The sequence below is a fragment of the Streptomyces longisporoflavus genome, assembly GCF_014649775.1.
GTDB lineage: Bacteria > Actinomycetota > Actinomycetes > Streptomycetales > Streptomycetaceae > Streptomyces > Streptomyces longisporoflavus.
On record NZ_BMTR01000043.1, the window covers coordinates 1 to 13,391 of the forward strand.

The following is a 13,391-nucleotide window of genomic DNA, read 5'->3' on the forward strand; positions in this document are numbered from 1 at the left end:
ACCCGGCGTCGGGTCCTTGTCCAGGTCCAGGACATGCCAATCCGCCGGACGATTCCCCGCCATACCGCAACCCCCGTCTTTGTTGTGCCGTCGTCTATCGGTTGATGGACTGGACTTCCTGGACGTTCATGTCCTGCGTGGTCTCGAAGGTTCCGTCGGGCAGGTCGCCCTTGGCTCCGCCCGTTCCTTCCCAGGAGATCTCCCAGGTGATGGAGGCCTTGAGCTGGTACGGCTTGCCGTCTGTGGCGCGGAGGTACGAGATGCCGCACGCGGGGTCCTGCTTGGAGGCGCCCCTGGTGTACGGGGCGCCGATGGAGCCGTCCTCGTTGACCGGGCAGTCACCGGAGGCGGGGAAGGTTTCCGCGTCCTGGGTGCCCGGCTCCAGGTGCAGGGCCACCGGCTTTGCGGTCGTCACCGCGTACAGCGGCGTGTCCGGGAGCTCGGCGCGCACCGTGACGTCCTTGAAGACTGCCTTGTCCAGCCACACCCAGGTGGGCATGTTCACCGTCGACTTGGCCTGTGGCTTCAGCTCGATCTCGGTGTCCGGGACGCGGATCTTGTCGTAGGCGTAGGCGGCGAGAGTCTCCGGGGTGGGGGCGTTCGGGTTGTCGGGGAGGGAGCCGGCGTCCTGCCAGAACATGTTGTCCGAGCAGTCCAGGATCTCCGGGTCGTCCGCACGGTCCTCGCGGGCCACCGCCCGCCAGAACATCCCCTTCTTGCCCACGTTGTAGTTCTTGGTCGGTGTGTCGGTGAAGGTCGGCTCGTTCTTGTCGAACGCGTCGACGAGCAGGCTCTTGCCCCAGCGGCGACCGAAGTTGACCGAGAACAGGTCGTCCTCCTTCATCCCTTCCACCGCGTCCTTGAGCTGCTTCGGCGTCGCGAGCGGCTCGTACCAGCAGGCCGGAGGCTTCCAGTTCGGGTCGATGACGGCGAGCGCGCCGCCGGACGGCTTTGCCGTGCCGCCGCCGGTCTGCTTGACCACGATGCGGGAGCGGGAGACCGCGGCACCCAACTCTGCTCCGTCAGCGCTCCCTTGAGCGCTGTCGCCCCCGGGCGACGTACTGCCCTCTCCGTTGTCCTCTCCCCAGCCAAAGGCGGTCGACGGCATCAACAGCATGAGCGACAGGGACGCCGCGGTAAGCGCCGCTGCGCGACAGGTCGGCTTCCTCACTTGCAGGCGCCCCGCTCCGTCTGAACCATCGTGGTCTTCCATACGCCCGCCTTGGTCTTGCTCAGCTTGGTGCGGTACAGCACGAAGGCGTCATCGGCGGGCGTGGCGGTCTCCTTGCCGGTCTTGGTGTCCTTGGTGGACCCCTTGCCCTCGTCGACGCAGTAGAACAAAGTCCCGGAGCCATCCGGACTGATACGGGGCTGCGGCTGAAAGACGCGGCCCTCACCGACCAGGGTCAAGTTCTTTCCCGTGAACCCCTTGACCCATTCTGTCCCGGTACGCAAAGCGTCACTGGAGCTGTAGAAGCGGAGGGCGCCGTACTTCGGATCCTGCTCGATGATCGCGGCGTAGGAGGCGAGGAGGCGCTCCTTTCCGTCGTCCATGATGGCCTGCAGCTTCGGGTCGCTGTTCTTCCAACCTGCGAAGTCGACCTGGAAGGAGCTGGGCAGCTTGATCTCCGGCCGCTTGGACCCGTCCGGCTGCGATGTTGGGTCGGCAGAGGCCGACGCCTTCTTGTCCGCGTCACCTGCCCCCTTGATCTTGTCGGCATCGTCGTCGCTCCCACCTGAACCGCACGCGGTCAGTAGCAGGGCGGCGGACGCGACGAGCGCGGCCGACATGAGACGGATGGGGCGGTTCACTCTGGACTCCCGTACGAGGTGGGGGGTAACGCAAGCGAACCAACGCTATCTCTGGGGCTTCTGTGGACACCAGGCGGTATTGCCCCAACGGTCGGGAAGGTTCTGCCGATTCGGCCGATTAGTCGATGACGTTTCCACACTGGGCGCCTGGGCGCGTTTGCCGTCGCAGGCTTCCCTGGACCGGGTGCGGTGCGTTGGGCCTGGTTGCCTGTTGGTTATGCCTCCCGGCCTTCGAGAGTCCCTTGGTGCAGCGCCTTCAGTAGCGACGTGAGGGAAGCGGGCCGCAGGGTCAGGTTGATGGACGGCTCGTCGGACTCGCGTAGGCGCGTCGTCTTCTCCGGGGTGGCGGCGAGTTCGACGCAGTTGTTTCCCTCGCTGCTGTAGGACGACTTCTGCCAATTGAGAGAGGCCATGTGGGCTCCTCGTAGGCGTTTATGCCTTGTGGTCTTCGAAAGTCCCTTGGCGTATGGCGCCCAAGAGAGAGCTGAGCGCGGGGGCCCGCAGTGTGACGATGGCCGTTGGGTCGTCGGACTCCCGGAGGCGCAGCGTGCTGTCCGAGGCGGCGGCGAGTTCGACGCAGTTGCTGGCCTCGCTGCTGTAGGAGGACTTCTGCCAGTGCAAGTCGGGCATTGTGGGGCCTTTCAGGGGGCGATGAGGGAATGGATGAAGTCGCGGGACGTGGGGGCGTCCAGAGATTGGCTCTCCAGGCGGCTCATGATTGTGCGGTACTTCATCAACTGGGCCTCTGCATAGAGGAATTCCGAGCCGTGCTCTGTGTCCAGTTGCACTGTGTCTAGTTCGGGATGCGGCCCCTTGGCGATGGCCACTGTCTGTCCGGCGCCGGGGAAGATCCCCGCAGCGAAGGGCAGGACTCGGACAGTCACGTTCTCACGTTCGCTCATCTCCGCTATGTGCGCCAGCTGCCGTCGCATGATTTCGGCCCCGCCGAACTGCATGCGCAGGGCGGCTTCATGGATGATCGCAGCGTATGGCGTCGGGGTATCTGCGTAGAGGACTCCCTGGCGTTTGATGCGGTGGGAGAGGCGGTGTTCGACGGACGGTGGTGAGAGCGCCGGGACGTTCTGCTGGAAGATCACTCTGGCGTAGTCCGGGATCTGGAGCAGACCTGGCAGGTGGGTGAACTGAACCGTTCGCAGTGCCGTCGCGTGTTCCTCCATCTCCGACAGGTCGAGCAGTACCGGAGGGAGGATGTCGCGGTAGTCGTCCCACCAGTTGCGGGAGCGACCTGTGGTCATCGCGGCCAAAGCATCGATGTACGGCTCGTCGGCGCAGTCGTAGCCCAGCGCGAAGGTTCGAACGCGGTCGGCGCTGACGCCGAATCTGCCAGCTTCGATATTGCTGATACGCGCTGGGTTGACGCCCAATTTCTGACCGGCCTCCCGAGAGTTGAGGCCAGCGCGCTCGCGGAGTTTTCGCAGCTCAGCCCCTAGGCGCTGCTGTCTGACGGTTGCGGTCGACCTAGGTGGCACACCCTCACCTCGTTCAGTAAGTTTCCTTGTTCGGTAGCAGTGTTGTAGTCGGCTGCCTTACGCTGAGTATCGCACCAATCACCCTTCGTGGCTCGGCGCTTCCGGAAGTGCACCGCCCTACTCCCGCAGAACAGCAACACGGCGGCAAAGCCACCATCCGGCGCCACACGACTCACCCCCACCCAACCCCCGTACCTCAAAGAGGAGTTACGGCCATGCCCAAAATTGCCCCGCTCAAGCAACCCGCCCCTCCCGCCGACGAAGGCGACGGCGGCGACGGAGAGTGGGAGTACGCCCTCCGCATCCCCCACACCCCCCTCGGCCCCGGCATCGTCCGGGCCCACGTGCGCGCCGTCCTCACCCGCTACCGCGTACACCCCGCCGTTCTCGACAACGTCCAGCTCGTCGTCTCCGAGCTGGTCACCAACTCCCTCGCCTGTACGCGTGATTCCGTCGCCGTACGTCTCGCCCGTACCCGGAGCAGTCTCCGCCTCAGTGTCTGGGACAGCAGTCCGCAGCTGCCGCCGTCATCCCCCGGCATCAGTGACGTCGACTCCGAGTGCGGGCGCGGCCTCTGGCTCCTCCGCGGCTGCGCCGACGACTGGGGGCATTACGTCCTCATCAATGGGCTTCGTGCCACCGGCGGCAAGGAGGTCTGGGCGGAGTGGCACGCGCCGTACTCGAATGAGTGAGGCCCCGGGACGTCTCCCCCGATTCCCGCGAACGTGACCGTGAGGTCAAGCCCCGCAAGTACGCCCAAGCAGGAGTCCCGCACTTCTGGCGTGTCGAGCAGGACGCGGAGAAGGGCCTCCCGGTCGTCTACGTCTTCGAACTCGACCCGGCCACGAAGTCCTACGGACTGACCGGCATCTTCCATGACCGGCTCAAGGTCTCCTCGCCCTTCGACGTCGAGGTCGACCTGACCGCCGTGAACCGCCGCCCCGGACGGCCTTGACGGCGAAAGGCGAAAGGCGAAAGACGAAGGCCCCGCTCCCGGTGCGAAACCAGGAGCGAGGCCCACAGCGACGTACGGCCGGTCAAAGCGACGTACGGCCGGTCAAGAAGAGATCAGAAGCGGCGCGTGATCAGCGCGCGCTTGACCTCCTGGATCGCCTTCGTGACCTCGATGCCACGCGGGCACGCGTCCGTGCAGTTGAACGTCGTGCGGCAGCGCCACACGCCGTCCTTGTCGTTGAGGATTTCGAGACGCTGCTCGCCCGCCTCGTCACGGCTGTCGAAGATGAAGCGGTGCGCGTTCACGATCGCCGCCGGGCCGAAGTACTGGCCGTCGTTCCAGAAGACCGGGCACGACGACGTGCACGCCGCGCACAGGATGCACTTCGTCGTGTCGTCGAAGCGCTCGCGGTCCTCGGGCGACTGCAGACGCTCGCGCGTCGGCTCGTTGCCCGTCGTGACCAGGAACGGCATGACGTCGCGGTACGCCTGGAAGAACGGGTCCATGTCGACGACCAGGTCCTTCAGAACCGTCAGACCCTTGATCGGCTCGACCGAGATCGGCTTGGACGGGTTGATGTCCTTGATCAGGGTCTTGCAGGCCAGGCGGTTGCGGCCGTTGATGCGCATGGCGTCCGAGCCGCAGATGCCGTGCGCGCAGGAGCGACGGAAGGTCAGCGACCCGTCCATGTCCCACTTGATCTTGTGGAGGGCGTCGAGGACACGCTCCTTGGGGTCGATCTCCACCTGGAAGTCTTCCCACGTCGCGTCCGCCGAGACCTCGGGGTTGAAGCGGCGGATGCGGAAGGTGACCGTGATGTACGGGGAGTCGGCGAAGCCGGCCTCGGGCTTGGCGTCTTCCTTGTCGAGGGTCGGGGTTGCCATCAGTACTTACGCTCCATCGGCTGGTAGCGGGTCTGCACGACCGGCTTGTAGTCGAGTCGGATCGACTCCGTGCCGTCGTCGCCTACCTCGCGGTACGCCATGGTGTGGCGCATGAAGTTGACGTCGTCGCGGTTCGGGAAGTCCTCGCGGTAGTGACCGCCGCGGGACTCCTTGCGGGCCAGGGCCGACTGCGCCATGACCTCGGCCAGGTCGAGCAGGTTGCCCAGCTCGATGGCCTCCAGGAGGTCGGTGTTGAAGCGCCGGCCCTTGTCCTGGATCGAGACGTTGAGGTAGCGCTCGCGGAGCTCCGCGATCTTCTCCACCGCCGTCTTGATCGTCTGCTCCGTACGGAACACCATGACGTTGGCGTCCATGGTCTCCTGCAGCTCCTTGCGGAGCTCGGCGACCCGCTCGTTGCCCGAGGCGTCGCGCAGGCGCTCGACCTGGGAGACGACGAGCTCCTCGGCGTTCTCCGGGAGCTCGACGAAGTCGTTCTTCGCCGAGTACTCCGCGGCGGCGACGCCCGCGCGCTTGCCGAAGACGTTGATGTCCAGGAGAGAGTTGGTGCCCAGGCGGTTGGCGCCGTGCACCGACACGCAGGCCACCTCGCCGGCCGCGTAGAGGCCGGGGACGACCGTCGTGTTGTCGGCCAGGACCTCGCCCTCGACGTTGGTCGGGATGCCGCCCATGGCGTAGTGCGCGGTCGGCTGGATCGGGATCGGGTCCGTGTAGGGCTCGATGCCGAGGTACGTACGCGCGAACTCCGTGATGTCCGGGAGCTTGGCGTCAAGCTGCTCCGGCGGGAGGTGCGTGAGGTCGAGGTAGACGTGGTCGCCCTCGGGACCGCAGCCGCGGCCCTCACGGATCTCCGTGTAGATGGAGCGGGACACGACGTCACGGGACGCGAGGTCCTTCATGACCGGCGCGTACTTCTCCATGAAGCGCTCGCCGTCCTTGTTGCGGAGGATGCCGCCCTCACCGCGGGCGCCCTCCGTGAGAAGGATGCCCATGCGCCAGATGCCGGTCGGGTGGAACTGGAAGAACTCCATGTCCTCCAGCGGAAGACCGCGGCGGTAGCAGGCCGCCTGGCCGTCACCGGTGAGCGTGTGGGCGTTCGACGTCACCTTGAAGAACTTGCCGGTGCCGCCCGACGCGTAGACCACGGCCTTGGCCTGGAAGATGTGGATCTCGCCGGTCGCCAGTTCGTAGGCGACGACGCCCGCGCTCTTCTTGACGCCGTCGACCTCCACCAGGAGCTGGTCGAGGACGTAGAACTCGTTGAAGAACTCCACGCCCTCCTTGATGCAGTTCTGGTAGAGCGTCTGGAGGATCATGTGGCCGGTGCGGTCGCCCGAGTAGCAGGCACGGCGGACCGGAGCCTCGCCGTGGTTGCGGGAGTGACCGCCGAAACGGCGCTGGTCGATCTCACCCTTGGGCGTACGGCCGAACGGCAGGCCCATCTTCTCCAGGTCGAGGACCGCGTCGATGGCCTCCTTCGCCAGGATCTCGGCGGCGTCCTGGTCGACCAGGTAGTCGCCGCCCTTGATCGTGTCGAAGGTGTGCCACTCCCAGTTGTCCTCCTCCACGTTGGCGAGCGCGGCGGCCATGCCGCCCTGCGCCGCGCCCGTGTGGGAGCGGGTCGGGTAGAGCTTCGTCAGGACCGCGGTGCGGCTGCGCTTCGTCGCCTCGATGGCCGCGCGCATGCCCGCGCCACCGGCGCCGACGATGACAGTGTCGTACTTGTGAATCTTCACTGGGTTCGCCTCGGCTTTAGCGGATGTTCGGGTCGAAGGTGAAGATCACCAGCGTGCCCAGAAGGATGGTGAACACCGTGGCGGTGTACAGCAGGCCCTTGAGCCACAGGCGCGTGTTGGCGCGCTCCGCGTAGTCGTTGATGACCGTGCGCAGGCCGTTGGCCCCGTGCAGCATCGCGAGCCACAGCATCAGCAGATCCCAGACCTGCCAGAACGGCGAGGCCCAGCGACCGGCGACGAACGCGAAGCCGATCTTGCTCACACCGCCGTCGAGCACCAGCTGGATCAGCAGGTGGCCGATGACCAGGACGACAAGGACGACGCCGGACAGGCGCATGAAGAGCCATGCGGCCATCTCGAAGTTGCCGCGGGTCGAGCGCGGGGTCTTGGAGGTGCGCTTGCGCGGTGCCTCGATGAGGGGAGCCGGGTTGTCGGCGTCGTAGAGCGAGGCGCCTTCGACGGGACCCACTCCGGACTTCTCGAGCGTGGTGTCTGTGTCGGACATGTCTGGCGTCAGCTCCCGAAGACTTCGCGGACGGCGTGGCCGAGGACCGGGTAGAGCGCCCCCACCATCAGGACGACCCAGATACCCACGACGGTCCAGAGCATCTGCTTCTGGTAGCGCGGGCCCTTCGACCAGAAGTCGACGGCGATGACACGCAGGCCGTTCAGGGCGTGGAAGAGGATGGCGGCGACCAGGCCGTACTCAAGGAGTGCGACGAGGGGGGTCTTGTAGGTGCTGACGACATCGTCGTACGCCTCCGGGGAGACGCGGACGAGAGCGGTGTCCAGCACATGCACGAACAGGAAGAAGAAGATGAGGACGCCGGTGACTCGGTGAGCCACCCAGGACCACATTCCTTCCCGGCCGCGGTACAGCGTTCCAGCCGGCACGGCAGAACCCTCCGGGAGCGGGGATTGGGGCCAGCCGGCTTGGGTGGTCGGACGGGCCCGGCCGGGTACGGTCCACCGGCCGCTCGTCATCGTATCGACGAGTTGTCGGTTCGCTCGCGCGGGGTAGCCAGGTGTGATCAAACAGGCAATCAAACAGGCACGTACGGGCTATTCAGGTCGTGCACCAGTCGGGTGAGCCGTCCGCGGGCCAGCTTGCGCATTTCCTCGGCGGCGATCACCCGCTCTTCCTCCGGGTCGTTGGTGAGGCGGGCGCGGATTCCGGCGAGCAGATGGTCCAGGGCCTGGGTCGGCGGGACGTCGTCCAGGCAGATCACGAAGACGTGCCCGAAGCGGCTCTCGTACGCGGCGTGCGCGGCCCGCAGGGCGGTGTGGGCGGCGGTGTAGGTCCCCTGCCTGGGGAGCACCGGACGGAGAGGTTCGCAGGCCAGGGCCTCGGCAAGGTCCGCGAGCGGGAGGTCGTACGCCGCTTCGTCGGACGCGGCGAGCAGGGCCTCCAGGTCTGGATACGGCCGGTGGGCGACCAGGCGGCGGGCCCAGAGATGGCTGCCGCAGCAGGTGAGCAGCGCGGCTTCGGCGGCGCCGGGCTCTGCGGCGTTCAGTTGCTCCGGGGTGGGTGGCGAACTGTGCGGGGGCAGCGGGGGCTCCAGGGCAGGGGGCATCGATGAGGGACTGTGGGAGTTTTGTCGTAACGCTAACCAAGCAGGATGAAGAGTGTCGGACGGATGCGTGAAATATCACCCGGATGGGAGAGTTTCGTTTCGCGTGGTGGACGGGGTGACCGCAGGCCCCGCCCTACGGTGGGCGCATGATCCCCCGTCGTCCAGCCCTCGCCGCCGCAGCAGCCGCCGTAGCCGCCGGAGCCGTGGCCCTGACCGTGGCCGTCTGGCCGGACGGCGGGACCGGCGGGGACGCAGCCCCCTCGGCCCGTACGCCGGCGCCCTCCGCGAGCAGGTCCGCCGCATCCCCGGCCCCCTCGAAGTCGTACGCCCTCTCCGAGGCCCCCGCCACCATCCCCGCCGTACGCGAGCACAAAGCGGCGCGCGGGCCGGGCTGGAAGCCAGGCGGCGGGCGCGTGGTCGTCGGTGACGGGGACCTCGCGGACGAGGGCAAGCTGCTCGCCGGGGAGCTGAAGCTCAAGTACGCCGGTGACGCCGACCCGCGCAAAGGGGACGTGGAGCTCGCGCTGACCCCGGAGGACGCCGATGCCTCCGGGGGCAGGGACGAGTCGTACACCCTCTCCGTGAAGGGGCAGCGGGTGAAGATCACCGCGCCCGAGGAGGCGGGCGTCTTCTACGGGACCCGCACCCTCAAGCAGGAGGTGCACGGCGGCCGGACCGCGCCCGAAGGCGTCGTGCGCGACCGTCCCGCCAAGCCGCAGCGCGGCTTCATGATGGACATCGCGCGCAAGCACTTCGACGCGAAGTGGATCGAGGACCGCATCCGGGAGATCGGCGACCTCAAGTACAACCAGCTCGGCCTGCACTTCTCCGACGACCAGTCCTTCCGCATCGAGTCGGACTCGCACCCCGAGGTCGTCTCGCGCGACCACCTCAGCAAGGCCGAGGTCCGGCGCATCCTCAAGCTCGCCGCGAGCCGTCACATCACCGTCGTGCCCGAGATCGACTCGCCAGGACACCTCGGAGCGGTCATCGCCGCGCACCCCTCGCTCCAGCTCCGCGACACCCGCGGCGTCGAGTCGCGCGGCGCGGTCGACATCTCGAAGCCGCAGGCGGCGGAGATCGTCGACGACCTACTGGAGGAGTACGCGGACCTCTTCCCCGGCCGCTACTGGCACCTCGGCGCCGACGAGTACCAGGCCCTGACGGTCAGCAACCCGGAGGCGAGCTATCCGCAGCTGGCCGCCGCGGCCCGCGAGAGGTACGGGTCAGGCGCCCGCATCCAGGACCTCGCGACCGGCTGGCTCAACGACCGGGCCGAGACCATGCGCCCTTACGAGCGCGGGCTCAGGGCGTGGAACGACGGGTTCTTCCGCAACGGCGTCGCGAAGGCCGACGACGACCTCGACGTCGCGTACTGGACGGGCAAGGAGATCGGCGCGAGGGAACCGGTCGAGTACCTGAAGGAGGGCCGCGACCTCGTCAACTACAACGACGAGTACCTCTACTACGTCCTCGGCCAGCCCAACACCTTCCGTTACCCCACCGGCCAGCGGATCTATGAGCAGTGGACCCCGCGCGTGATCCGCGGGACGAAGCCGGTGAGCGCTCAGTACGACGACCAGATCCTCGGCGGCTCCTTCGCGGTGTGGTGCGACATCGCCGACGCGCAGACGCAGGAGCAGGTGGCGAAGGGCATCCGGATGCCGCTGCGGGCGACGGTCCAGAGGCTGTGGGATTCCCGTACGCCGGGCCCGTCCTGGGGAAACTTCGTGAAGCTCGCCGACCAGGTGGGATAAGTTCCGGAGGCCGCCGGCGCCCTGGGGAGGGACGCGGGCGGCCTCTGCTGTCTTTCATGTCTTTTGCCGGTGAACCCGTGGGGGGTTGCTCAGCCATGCTGTGCACGGAATGTCAGTTCAATACGGCGACGACGTCGGAGGGCCTCTGCGGCGTCTGTGTCGTGGCGGCCGCGCACGCGCAGCCGGCGCCGCGCCCCGGATACATGTCCGACGGGCGCCCCGCCCATCTCCGCTCGCCGGTCGGACTCGGCCGGGCGACCGTCGCGCTGCTCGGCGTCGTCATCGCCGCCGACCTGTACTCGCTGTGGGCGGGCACGGTCATCAAGGGAGTGACGGAGGACCTGCTTGCCGCGTACGCCGGGACGGGCTTCGGGGCGAGGGACCTGGTGCGGGAGGCCGAACGGGCGGACACGCTGTACACGATCTCCGGCTGGTTGCAGGCCGCCGCGCTCGTGGCGACCTGCGTGGTCTTCCTCTGCTGGTTCTACCGCGTCCGCGTGAACGCCGAGGTGTTCGAGCCGCACGTCCACGGCAAGACGCGGGGCTGGACGGTGGGCAGTTGGTTCGTGCCGATCGTGAACCTGTGGTTCCCGCGGCGGATCGCGCTGGACATCTGGGACGCGAGCGGCGACCGCTCGGTGGCCCTCGACCGGACCCTGGCCCTCGGCGACGCCTCGACCCGCGCCACGCATCCGCTGGTCAACGGCTGGTGGACGCTGTGGGTGGCGAGCATCCTCGTGGGGCGGTGGGCGTCGACGAACTACTGGGGCGCGGAGGAGCTCGAGGAGATCGACGCGGCGATATCCCGGCTGATGCTCGCGGACGTCATCAACGTCGCGGCGGCGGTCCTCGCGATCCTCGTCGTACTGCGCCTGACGCGGATGCAGGACGAGAAGGCGAGGTCGGGCCCGCTGACGGGCGGGCACGTTTCGGCCTGAGCGGTTTGAGGGGTCCACGCGTTCCGTTTTCGGCTTTTTGGCCGTGAACTGGTGGCGAACTTGCTTACATCTGTGGTGTATTCGGCCAAAGCCGACCACGGCTGTCTTGCGCGGCCGTCGGGCGCAGCTGAGCAGAGTCGAGTACACGGGGAGACGCGAGCATGGGCTACTGGGGCTACTACGTCGTGGGCAGGAGCGAGCGTCCGCTCGTGGAGCTCGCGTCGGTTGCGGGAGTGCGGGACGAGCTCAGCCTTCTCGTACAGCGTGACGACGGCTGGCAGGTGTGGGAGGTGCCGGGCGGCGACGGCGCACGCGATGTCGGCAACATGAACACCCTTGCCCTGGAGACAGGTTCGCCCGCCCTCTTCGGCTACGTCATGGACAGCGACTGCGTGGTCGTGGAGGCGGCGGCCCCGGAGAGCGGCGCGTGGACGACGTGCCTGGCCCGCGAGGCGATGAACGGCTACATCGGCGACGACGGCCTGAGCCTGGACGACTACTTCCTGGAGCCCCGCGACGCGGCGGACCGGGCGGTGACGTGGGCGGCGGAGACGGGCAGGACGGTGACGGCGGGACCGCTCCTCGACGTACTGAACGCCGCCGCGGAACCGTCGGCGGAAGAGCTCTTCTTCCGCTTCCTCGACCGGCTCGGCGTAGTACCGCAGTGACGTTCCCGGCGACCCGGGCGCAGTAGGGGACGTGCAACGTCACCTGCACTGTCGCACTGTCCGCAACGGAAGGCGTACATCATGGGCGGCCCGGGACTGAGTCCGAGTCTGAGTCCAAGTCCGAGTCCGGGCCCGAGCCCGAGCCTGGTCGAGCTGATATCCGACGCCGACGAGAGGGGCCTGGCGGCGAGCGGGCTCGCCTGCCTCGACCGCTGCGTACCGCTTCTCGGCGGCGGCGACGAGGTGCTGCGCCCGCTGTGGGCGAGCCTCGCGGAGGACAGGCCCTGGGACGCGGCGCTCGCGGAGGCGCGGGTGACGCTGGGCGGCGCGGACGTCCTGGAGGACTCCTCCGCGGATGAGGCGATCACCCTCGCCTACCGCATGCTGGGCGCGACGCCTTCCCGGCGTACGGCCGCCGAACTGCGGGAATGGGCCGACGCCTGCTCGGTCGCGGCACTACAGATCCACCGCCTGCTCGACCCCGGCCCGGCCGGCGGGACCGGGGGCCCGCGATCGTCGGCGGGCGCGAGGCGAGAGGGACGTACGCAGACAATGTCACCGCTGGTGGCCGCGGAACTGAGGCGCCAAACGCGCATCCTGGAACTCCTGGCCAACCCGGGCGCAGGCACCGGCGGCCTGCGCCAGGCCCTGGACGTCTCCACTGAGGGCCGCAGGGTGCTGCGGGCCGTGGTTTCGCGGCGGGCGCGGGGGAGTCGGGTTTAGCGGGGGCGGAGGGCACAACCAGGTAGTTCCGGGGAGGCTTTGATGTACATCGAGGTCTGTCTCGACCGCGATAGTTCGGAGCACGGGGAGGTGATCCTTCGCTGGTTCAGCGAGTGCCGACAGCGGCTCCTGAACGGGCTCCCCGCATCTGCCGGGGCGTGGCTTGCGTCGCTGACCAAGGGGGAGAACGATCCGTCGGAGCGCTTCGAGGGTGCCCCCGAGAGGGAGAACGCATTCATCAAGAGTCTGGTTCGTCCGCCCTATTGGGCGCAGCTCGGATTCCATGAAGGGGATCGACAGCTCGCCTGGATCAGGACCTCCGCAGCGAAATCTTTAGACGGGCACCGGTCCGTGACTACATTCTTGAATGTTGACGATCCGGAAATGCGAGACCCGGACTTCTGTGCCCGACTGGTAGAGGGCCTGTCCGTGGCGGCCGACGGGTCCAACCCTTCCTTCGGGCGGGTGGAGTACGGGCGCTATTCGGACCGAGCAAATCTGGAGGTAGCCCTTCGCCGGAAGCCCAGAGAGTTTCTACCGATGAGCCGTAGCCTGCTCCGAGGCTACGGGTGGGTGACTGTCTGTCCTGAGGAGTTGGTGGCGCGCCTTGGTGGGGTTCAGTCGCTTGAGCGTGGAGGGGCTTTCTTCCGCGTGATTCCACTTTCGTCCGGAGGTGCCGTCCTCCAGGCATCGGAAACTCTCCACGGATATTCCGATGAGGTAATGGATACGGTGTTCAGCGCTCTGGCGACGGTCCTTCCGTCAGGGACCCCCAGAGCGCACATCGCGTTTCCGGACGTGCGTTTCGTTCACCGAGATGCCGGCGAAGTATGAGA

At 67.5% G+C, this 13,391-nt stretch carries 16 protein-coding genes and 1 pseudogene; 7 read left to right on the plus strand and 10 right to left on the minus strand.

What is annotated here, in order from left to right:
- Nucleotides 1-94: 94 nt before the first annotated feature.
- From IE226_RS40095 to IE226_RS40115, 5 genes are all read right to left on the minus strand, one after another.
- Complete coding sequence (locus IE226_RS40095; protein ID WP_190086455.1) at nt 95-1,117, minus strand: hypothetical protein; 1,023 nt, start codon at nt 1,115-1,117, stop codon at nt 95-97.
- 50 nt (nt 1,118-1,167) lie between these two features.
- Entirely contained in the window at nt 1,168-1,812 is a 645-nt protein-coding gene (locus tag IE226_RS40100) for a hypothetical protein (RefSeq protein ID WP_190086456.1), read from the minus strand.
- 215 nt (nt 1,813-2,027) lie between these two features.
- On the minus strand, nt 2,028-2,225 hold the full coding sequence (locus IE226_RS40105) for a DUF397 domain-containing protein (RefSeq protein ID WP_190086457.1): 198 nt from the start codon (nt 2,223-2,225) through the stop codon (nt 2,028-2,030).
- 19 nt (nt 2,226-2,244) lie between these two features.
- Complete coding sequence (locus tag IE226_RS40110; RefSeq protein ID WP_190086458.1) at nt 2,245-2,442, minus strand: DUF397 domain-containing protein; 198 nt, start codon at nt 2,440-2,442, stop codon at nt 2,245-2,247.
- A gap of 11 nt (nt 2,443-2,453) precedes the next feature.
- Nucleotides 2,454-3,302, minus strand: a complete 849-nt coding sequence (locus IE226_RS40115; RefSeq protein ID WP_190086459.1) for a helix-turn-helix domain-containing protein — start codon at nt 3,300-3,302, stop codon at nt 2,454-2,456.
- A gap of 215 nt (nt 3,303-3,517) precedes the next feature.
- Between IE226_RS40115 and IE226_RS40120 the strand changes: the two genes are divergently transcribed.
- Nucleotides 3,518-3,994: an ATP-binding protein gene (locus IE226_RS40120; RefSeq protein ID WP_190086460.1), complete on the plus strand. Its 477-nt coding sequence runs from the start codon at nt 3,518-3,520 to the stop codon at nt 3,992-3,994.
- 11 nt (nt 3,995-4,005) lie between these two features.
- Nucleotides 4,006-4,257 (plus strand): annotated as a pseudogene (locus IE226_RS40125) (Uma2 family endonuclease); the annotation flags it as partial.
- A 113-nt stretch (nt 4,258-4,370) separates the two neighbouring features.
- Here the strand turns inward: IE226_RS40125 and IE226_RS40130 are convergent.
- From IE226_RS40130 to IE226_RS40150, 5 genes are all read right to left on the minus strand, one after another.
- Entirely contained in the window at nt 4,371-5,141 is a 771-nt protein-coding gene (locus tag IE226_RS40130; RefSeq protein ID WP_190086461.1) for a succinate dehydrogenase iron-sulfur subunit, read from the minus strand.
- The gene (sdhA, locus tag IE226_RS40135; protein WP_190086462.1) at nt 5,141-6,895 is read right to left on the minus strand and encodes a succinate dehydrogenase flavoprotein subunit; all 1,755 of its coding nucleotides are present in this window, start codon (nt 6,893-6,895) and stop codon (nt 5,141-5,143) included. The genes IE226_RS40130 and sdhA overlap by 1 nt, the downstream gene beginning before the upstream one ends.
- A 16-nt stretch (nt 6,896-6,911) precedes the next feature.
- Nucleotides 6,912-7,400 (minus strand): succinate dehydrogenase hydrophobic membrane anchor subunit, encoded by a 489-nt coding sequence (locus tag IE226_RS40140; protein ID WP_190086463.1) that lies wholly within the window; start codon nt 7,398-7,400, stop codon nt 6,912-6,914.
- Between the two features lie 8 nt (nt 7,401-7,408).
- Nucleotides 7,409-7,789: a succinate dehydrogenase, cytochrome b556 subunit gene (gene sdhC / locus IE226_RS40145; protein WP_076684883.1), complete on the minus strand. Its 381-nt coding sequence runs from the start codon at nt 7,787-7,789 to the stop codon at nt 7,409-7,411.
- 149 nt (nt 7,790-7,938) lie between these two features.
- Complete coding sequence (locus IE226_RS40150; RefSeq protein WP_190086464.1) at nt 7,939-8,469, minus strand: 2-oxo-4-hydroxy-4-carboxy-5-ureidoimidazoline decarboxylase; 531 nt, start codon at nt 8,467-8,469, stop codon at nt 7,939-7,941.
- 146 nt (nt 8,470-8,615) lie between these two features.
- Between IE226_RS40150 and IE226_RS40155 the strand changes: the two genes are divergently transcribed.
- The 5 genes from IE226_RS40155 to IE226_RS40175 all read left to right on the plus strand — a co-directional run bounded on the left by IE226_RS40155 (nt 8,616) and on the right by IE226_RS40175 (nt 13,389).
- Complete coding sequence (locus IE226_RS40155; RefSeq protein ID WP_190086465.1) at nt 8,616-10,226, plus strand: beta-N-acetylhexosaminidase; 1,611 nt, start codon at nt 8,616-8,618, stop codon at nt 10,224-10,226.
- A gap of 95 nt (nt 10,227-10,321) precedes the next feature.
- A complete protein-coding gene (locus IE226_RS40160; protein ID WP_190086466.1) occupies nt 10,322-11,164 on the plus strand; it encodes a DUF4328 domain-containing protein in 843 nt (280 codons plus the stop codon).
- A 161-nt stretch (nt 11,165-11,325) separates the two neighbouring features.
- Complete coding sequence (locus tag IE226_RS40165) at nt 11,326-11,832, plus strand: hypothetical protein (RefSeq protein WP_190086467.1); 507 nt, start codon at nt 11,326-11,328, stop codon at nt 11,830-11,832.
- Between the two features lie 81 nt (nt 11,833-11,913).
- Nucleotides 11,914-12,555, plus strand: coding sequence for a hypothetical protein (locus IE226_RS40170; RefSeq protein WP_190086468.1), 642 nt, complete (start codon nt 11,914-11,916; stop codon nt 12,553-12,555).
- 42 nt (nt 12,556-12,597) lie between these two features.
- Nucleotides 12,598-13,389, plus strand: coding sequence for a hypothetical protein (locus IE226_RS40175; RefSeq protein WP_190086469.1), 792 nt, complete (start codon nt 12,598-12,600; stop codon nt 13,387-13,389).
- The last annotated feature ends 2 nt before the right edge of the window (nt 13,390-13,391 follow it).

Bases quoted from the DNA above. Each gene is read 5' to 3' on its own strand.
- IE226_RS40140 (WP_190086463.1), bottom strand. From the start codon at position 7,400: ATGTCCGACACAGACACCACGCTCGAGAAGTCCGGAGTGGGTCCCGTC.
- IE226_RS40105 (WP_190086457.1), bottom strand. From the start codon at position 2,225: ATGGCCTCTCTCAATTGGCAGAAGTCGTCCTACAGCAGCGAGGGAAAC.
- IE226_RS40150 (WP_190086464.1), bottom strand. From the start codon at position 8,469: ATGCCCCCTGCCCTGGAGCCCCCGCTGCCCCCGCACAGTTCGCCACCC.
- IE226_RS40165 (WP_190086467.1), top strand. From the start codon at position 11,326: ATGGGCTACTGGGGCTACTACGTCGTGGGCAGGAGCGAGCGTCCGCTC.
- IE226_RS40175 (WP_190086469.1), top strand. From the start codon at position 12,598: ATGTACATCGAGGTCTGTCTCGACCGCGATAGTTCGGAGCACGGGGAG.
- IE226_RS40160 (WP_190086466.1), top strand. From the start codon at position 10,322: ATGCTGTGCACGGAATGTCAGTTCAATACGGCGACGACGTCGGAGGGC.
- IE226_RS40155 (WP_190086465.1), top strand. From the start codon at position 8,616: ATGATCCCCCGTCGTCCAGCCCTCGCCGCCGCAGCAGCCGCCGTAGCC.
- IE226_RS40110 (WP_190086458.1), bottom strand. From the start codon at position 2,442: ATGCCCGACTTGCACTGGCAGAAGTCCTCCTACAGCAGCGAGGCCAGC.
- IE226_RS40095 (WP_190086455.1), bottom strand. From the start codon at position 1,117: ATGCTGTTGATGCCGTCGACCGCCTTTGGCTGGGGAGAGGACAACGGA.
- IE226_RS40120 (WP_190086460.1), top strand. From the start codon at position 3,518: ATGCCCAAAATTGCCCCGCTCAAGCAACCCGCCCCTCCCGCCGACGAA.
- IE226_RS40130 (WP_190086461.1), bottom strand. From the start codon at position 5,141: ATGGCAACCCCGACCCTCGACAAGGAAGACGCCAAGCCCGAGGCCGGC.
- IE226_RS40170 (WP_190086468.1), top strand. From the start codon at position 11,914: ATGGGCGGCCCGGGACTGAGTCCGAGTCTGAGTCCAAGTCCGAGTCCG.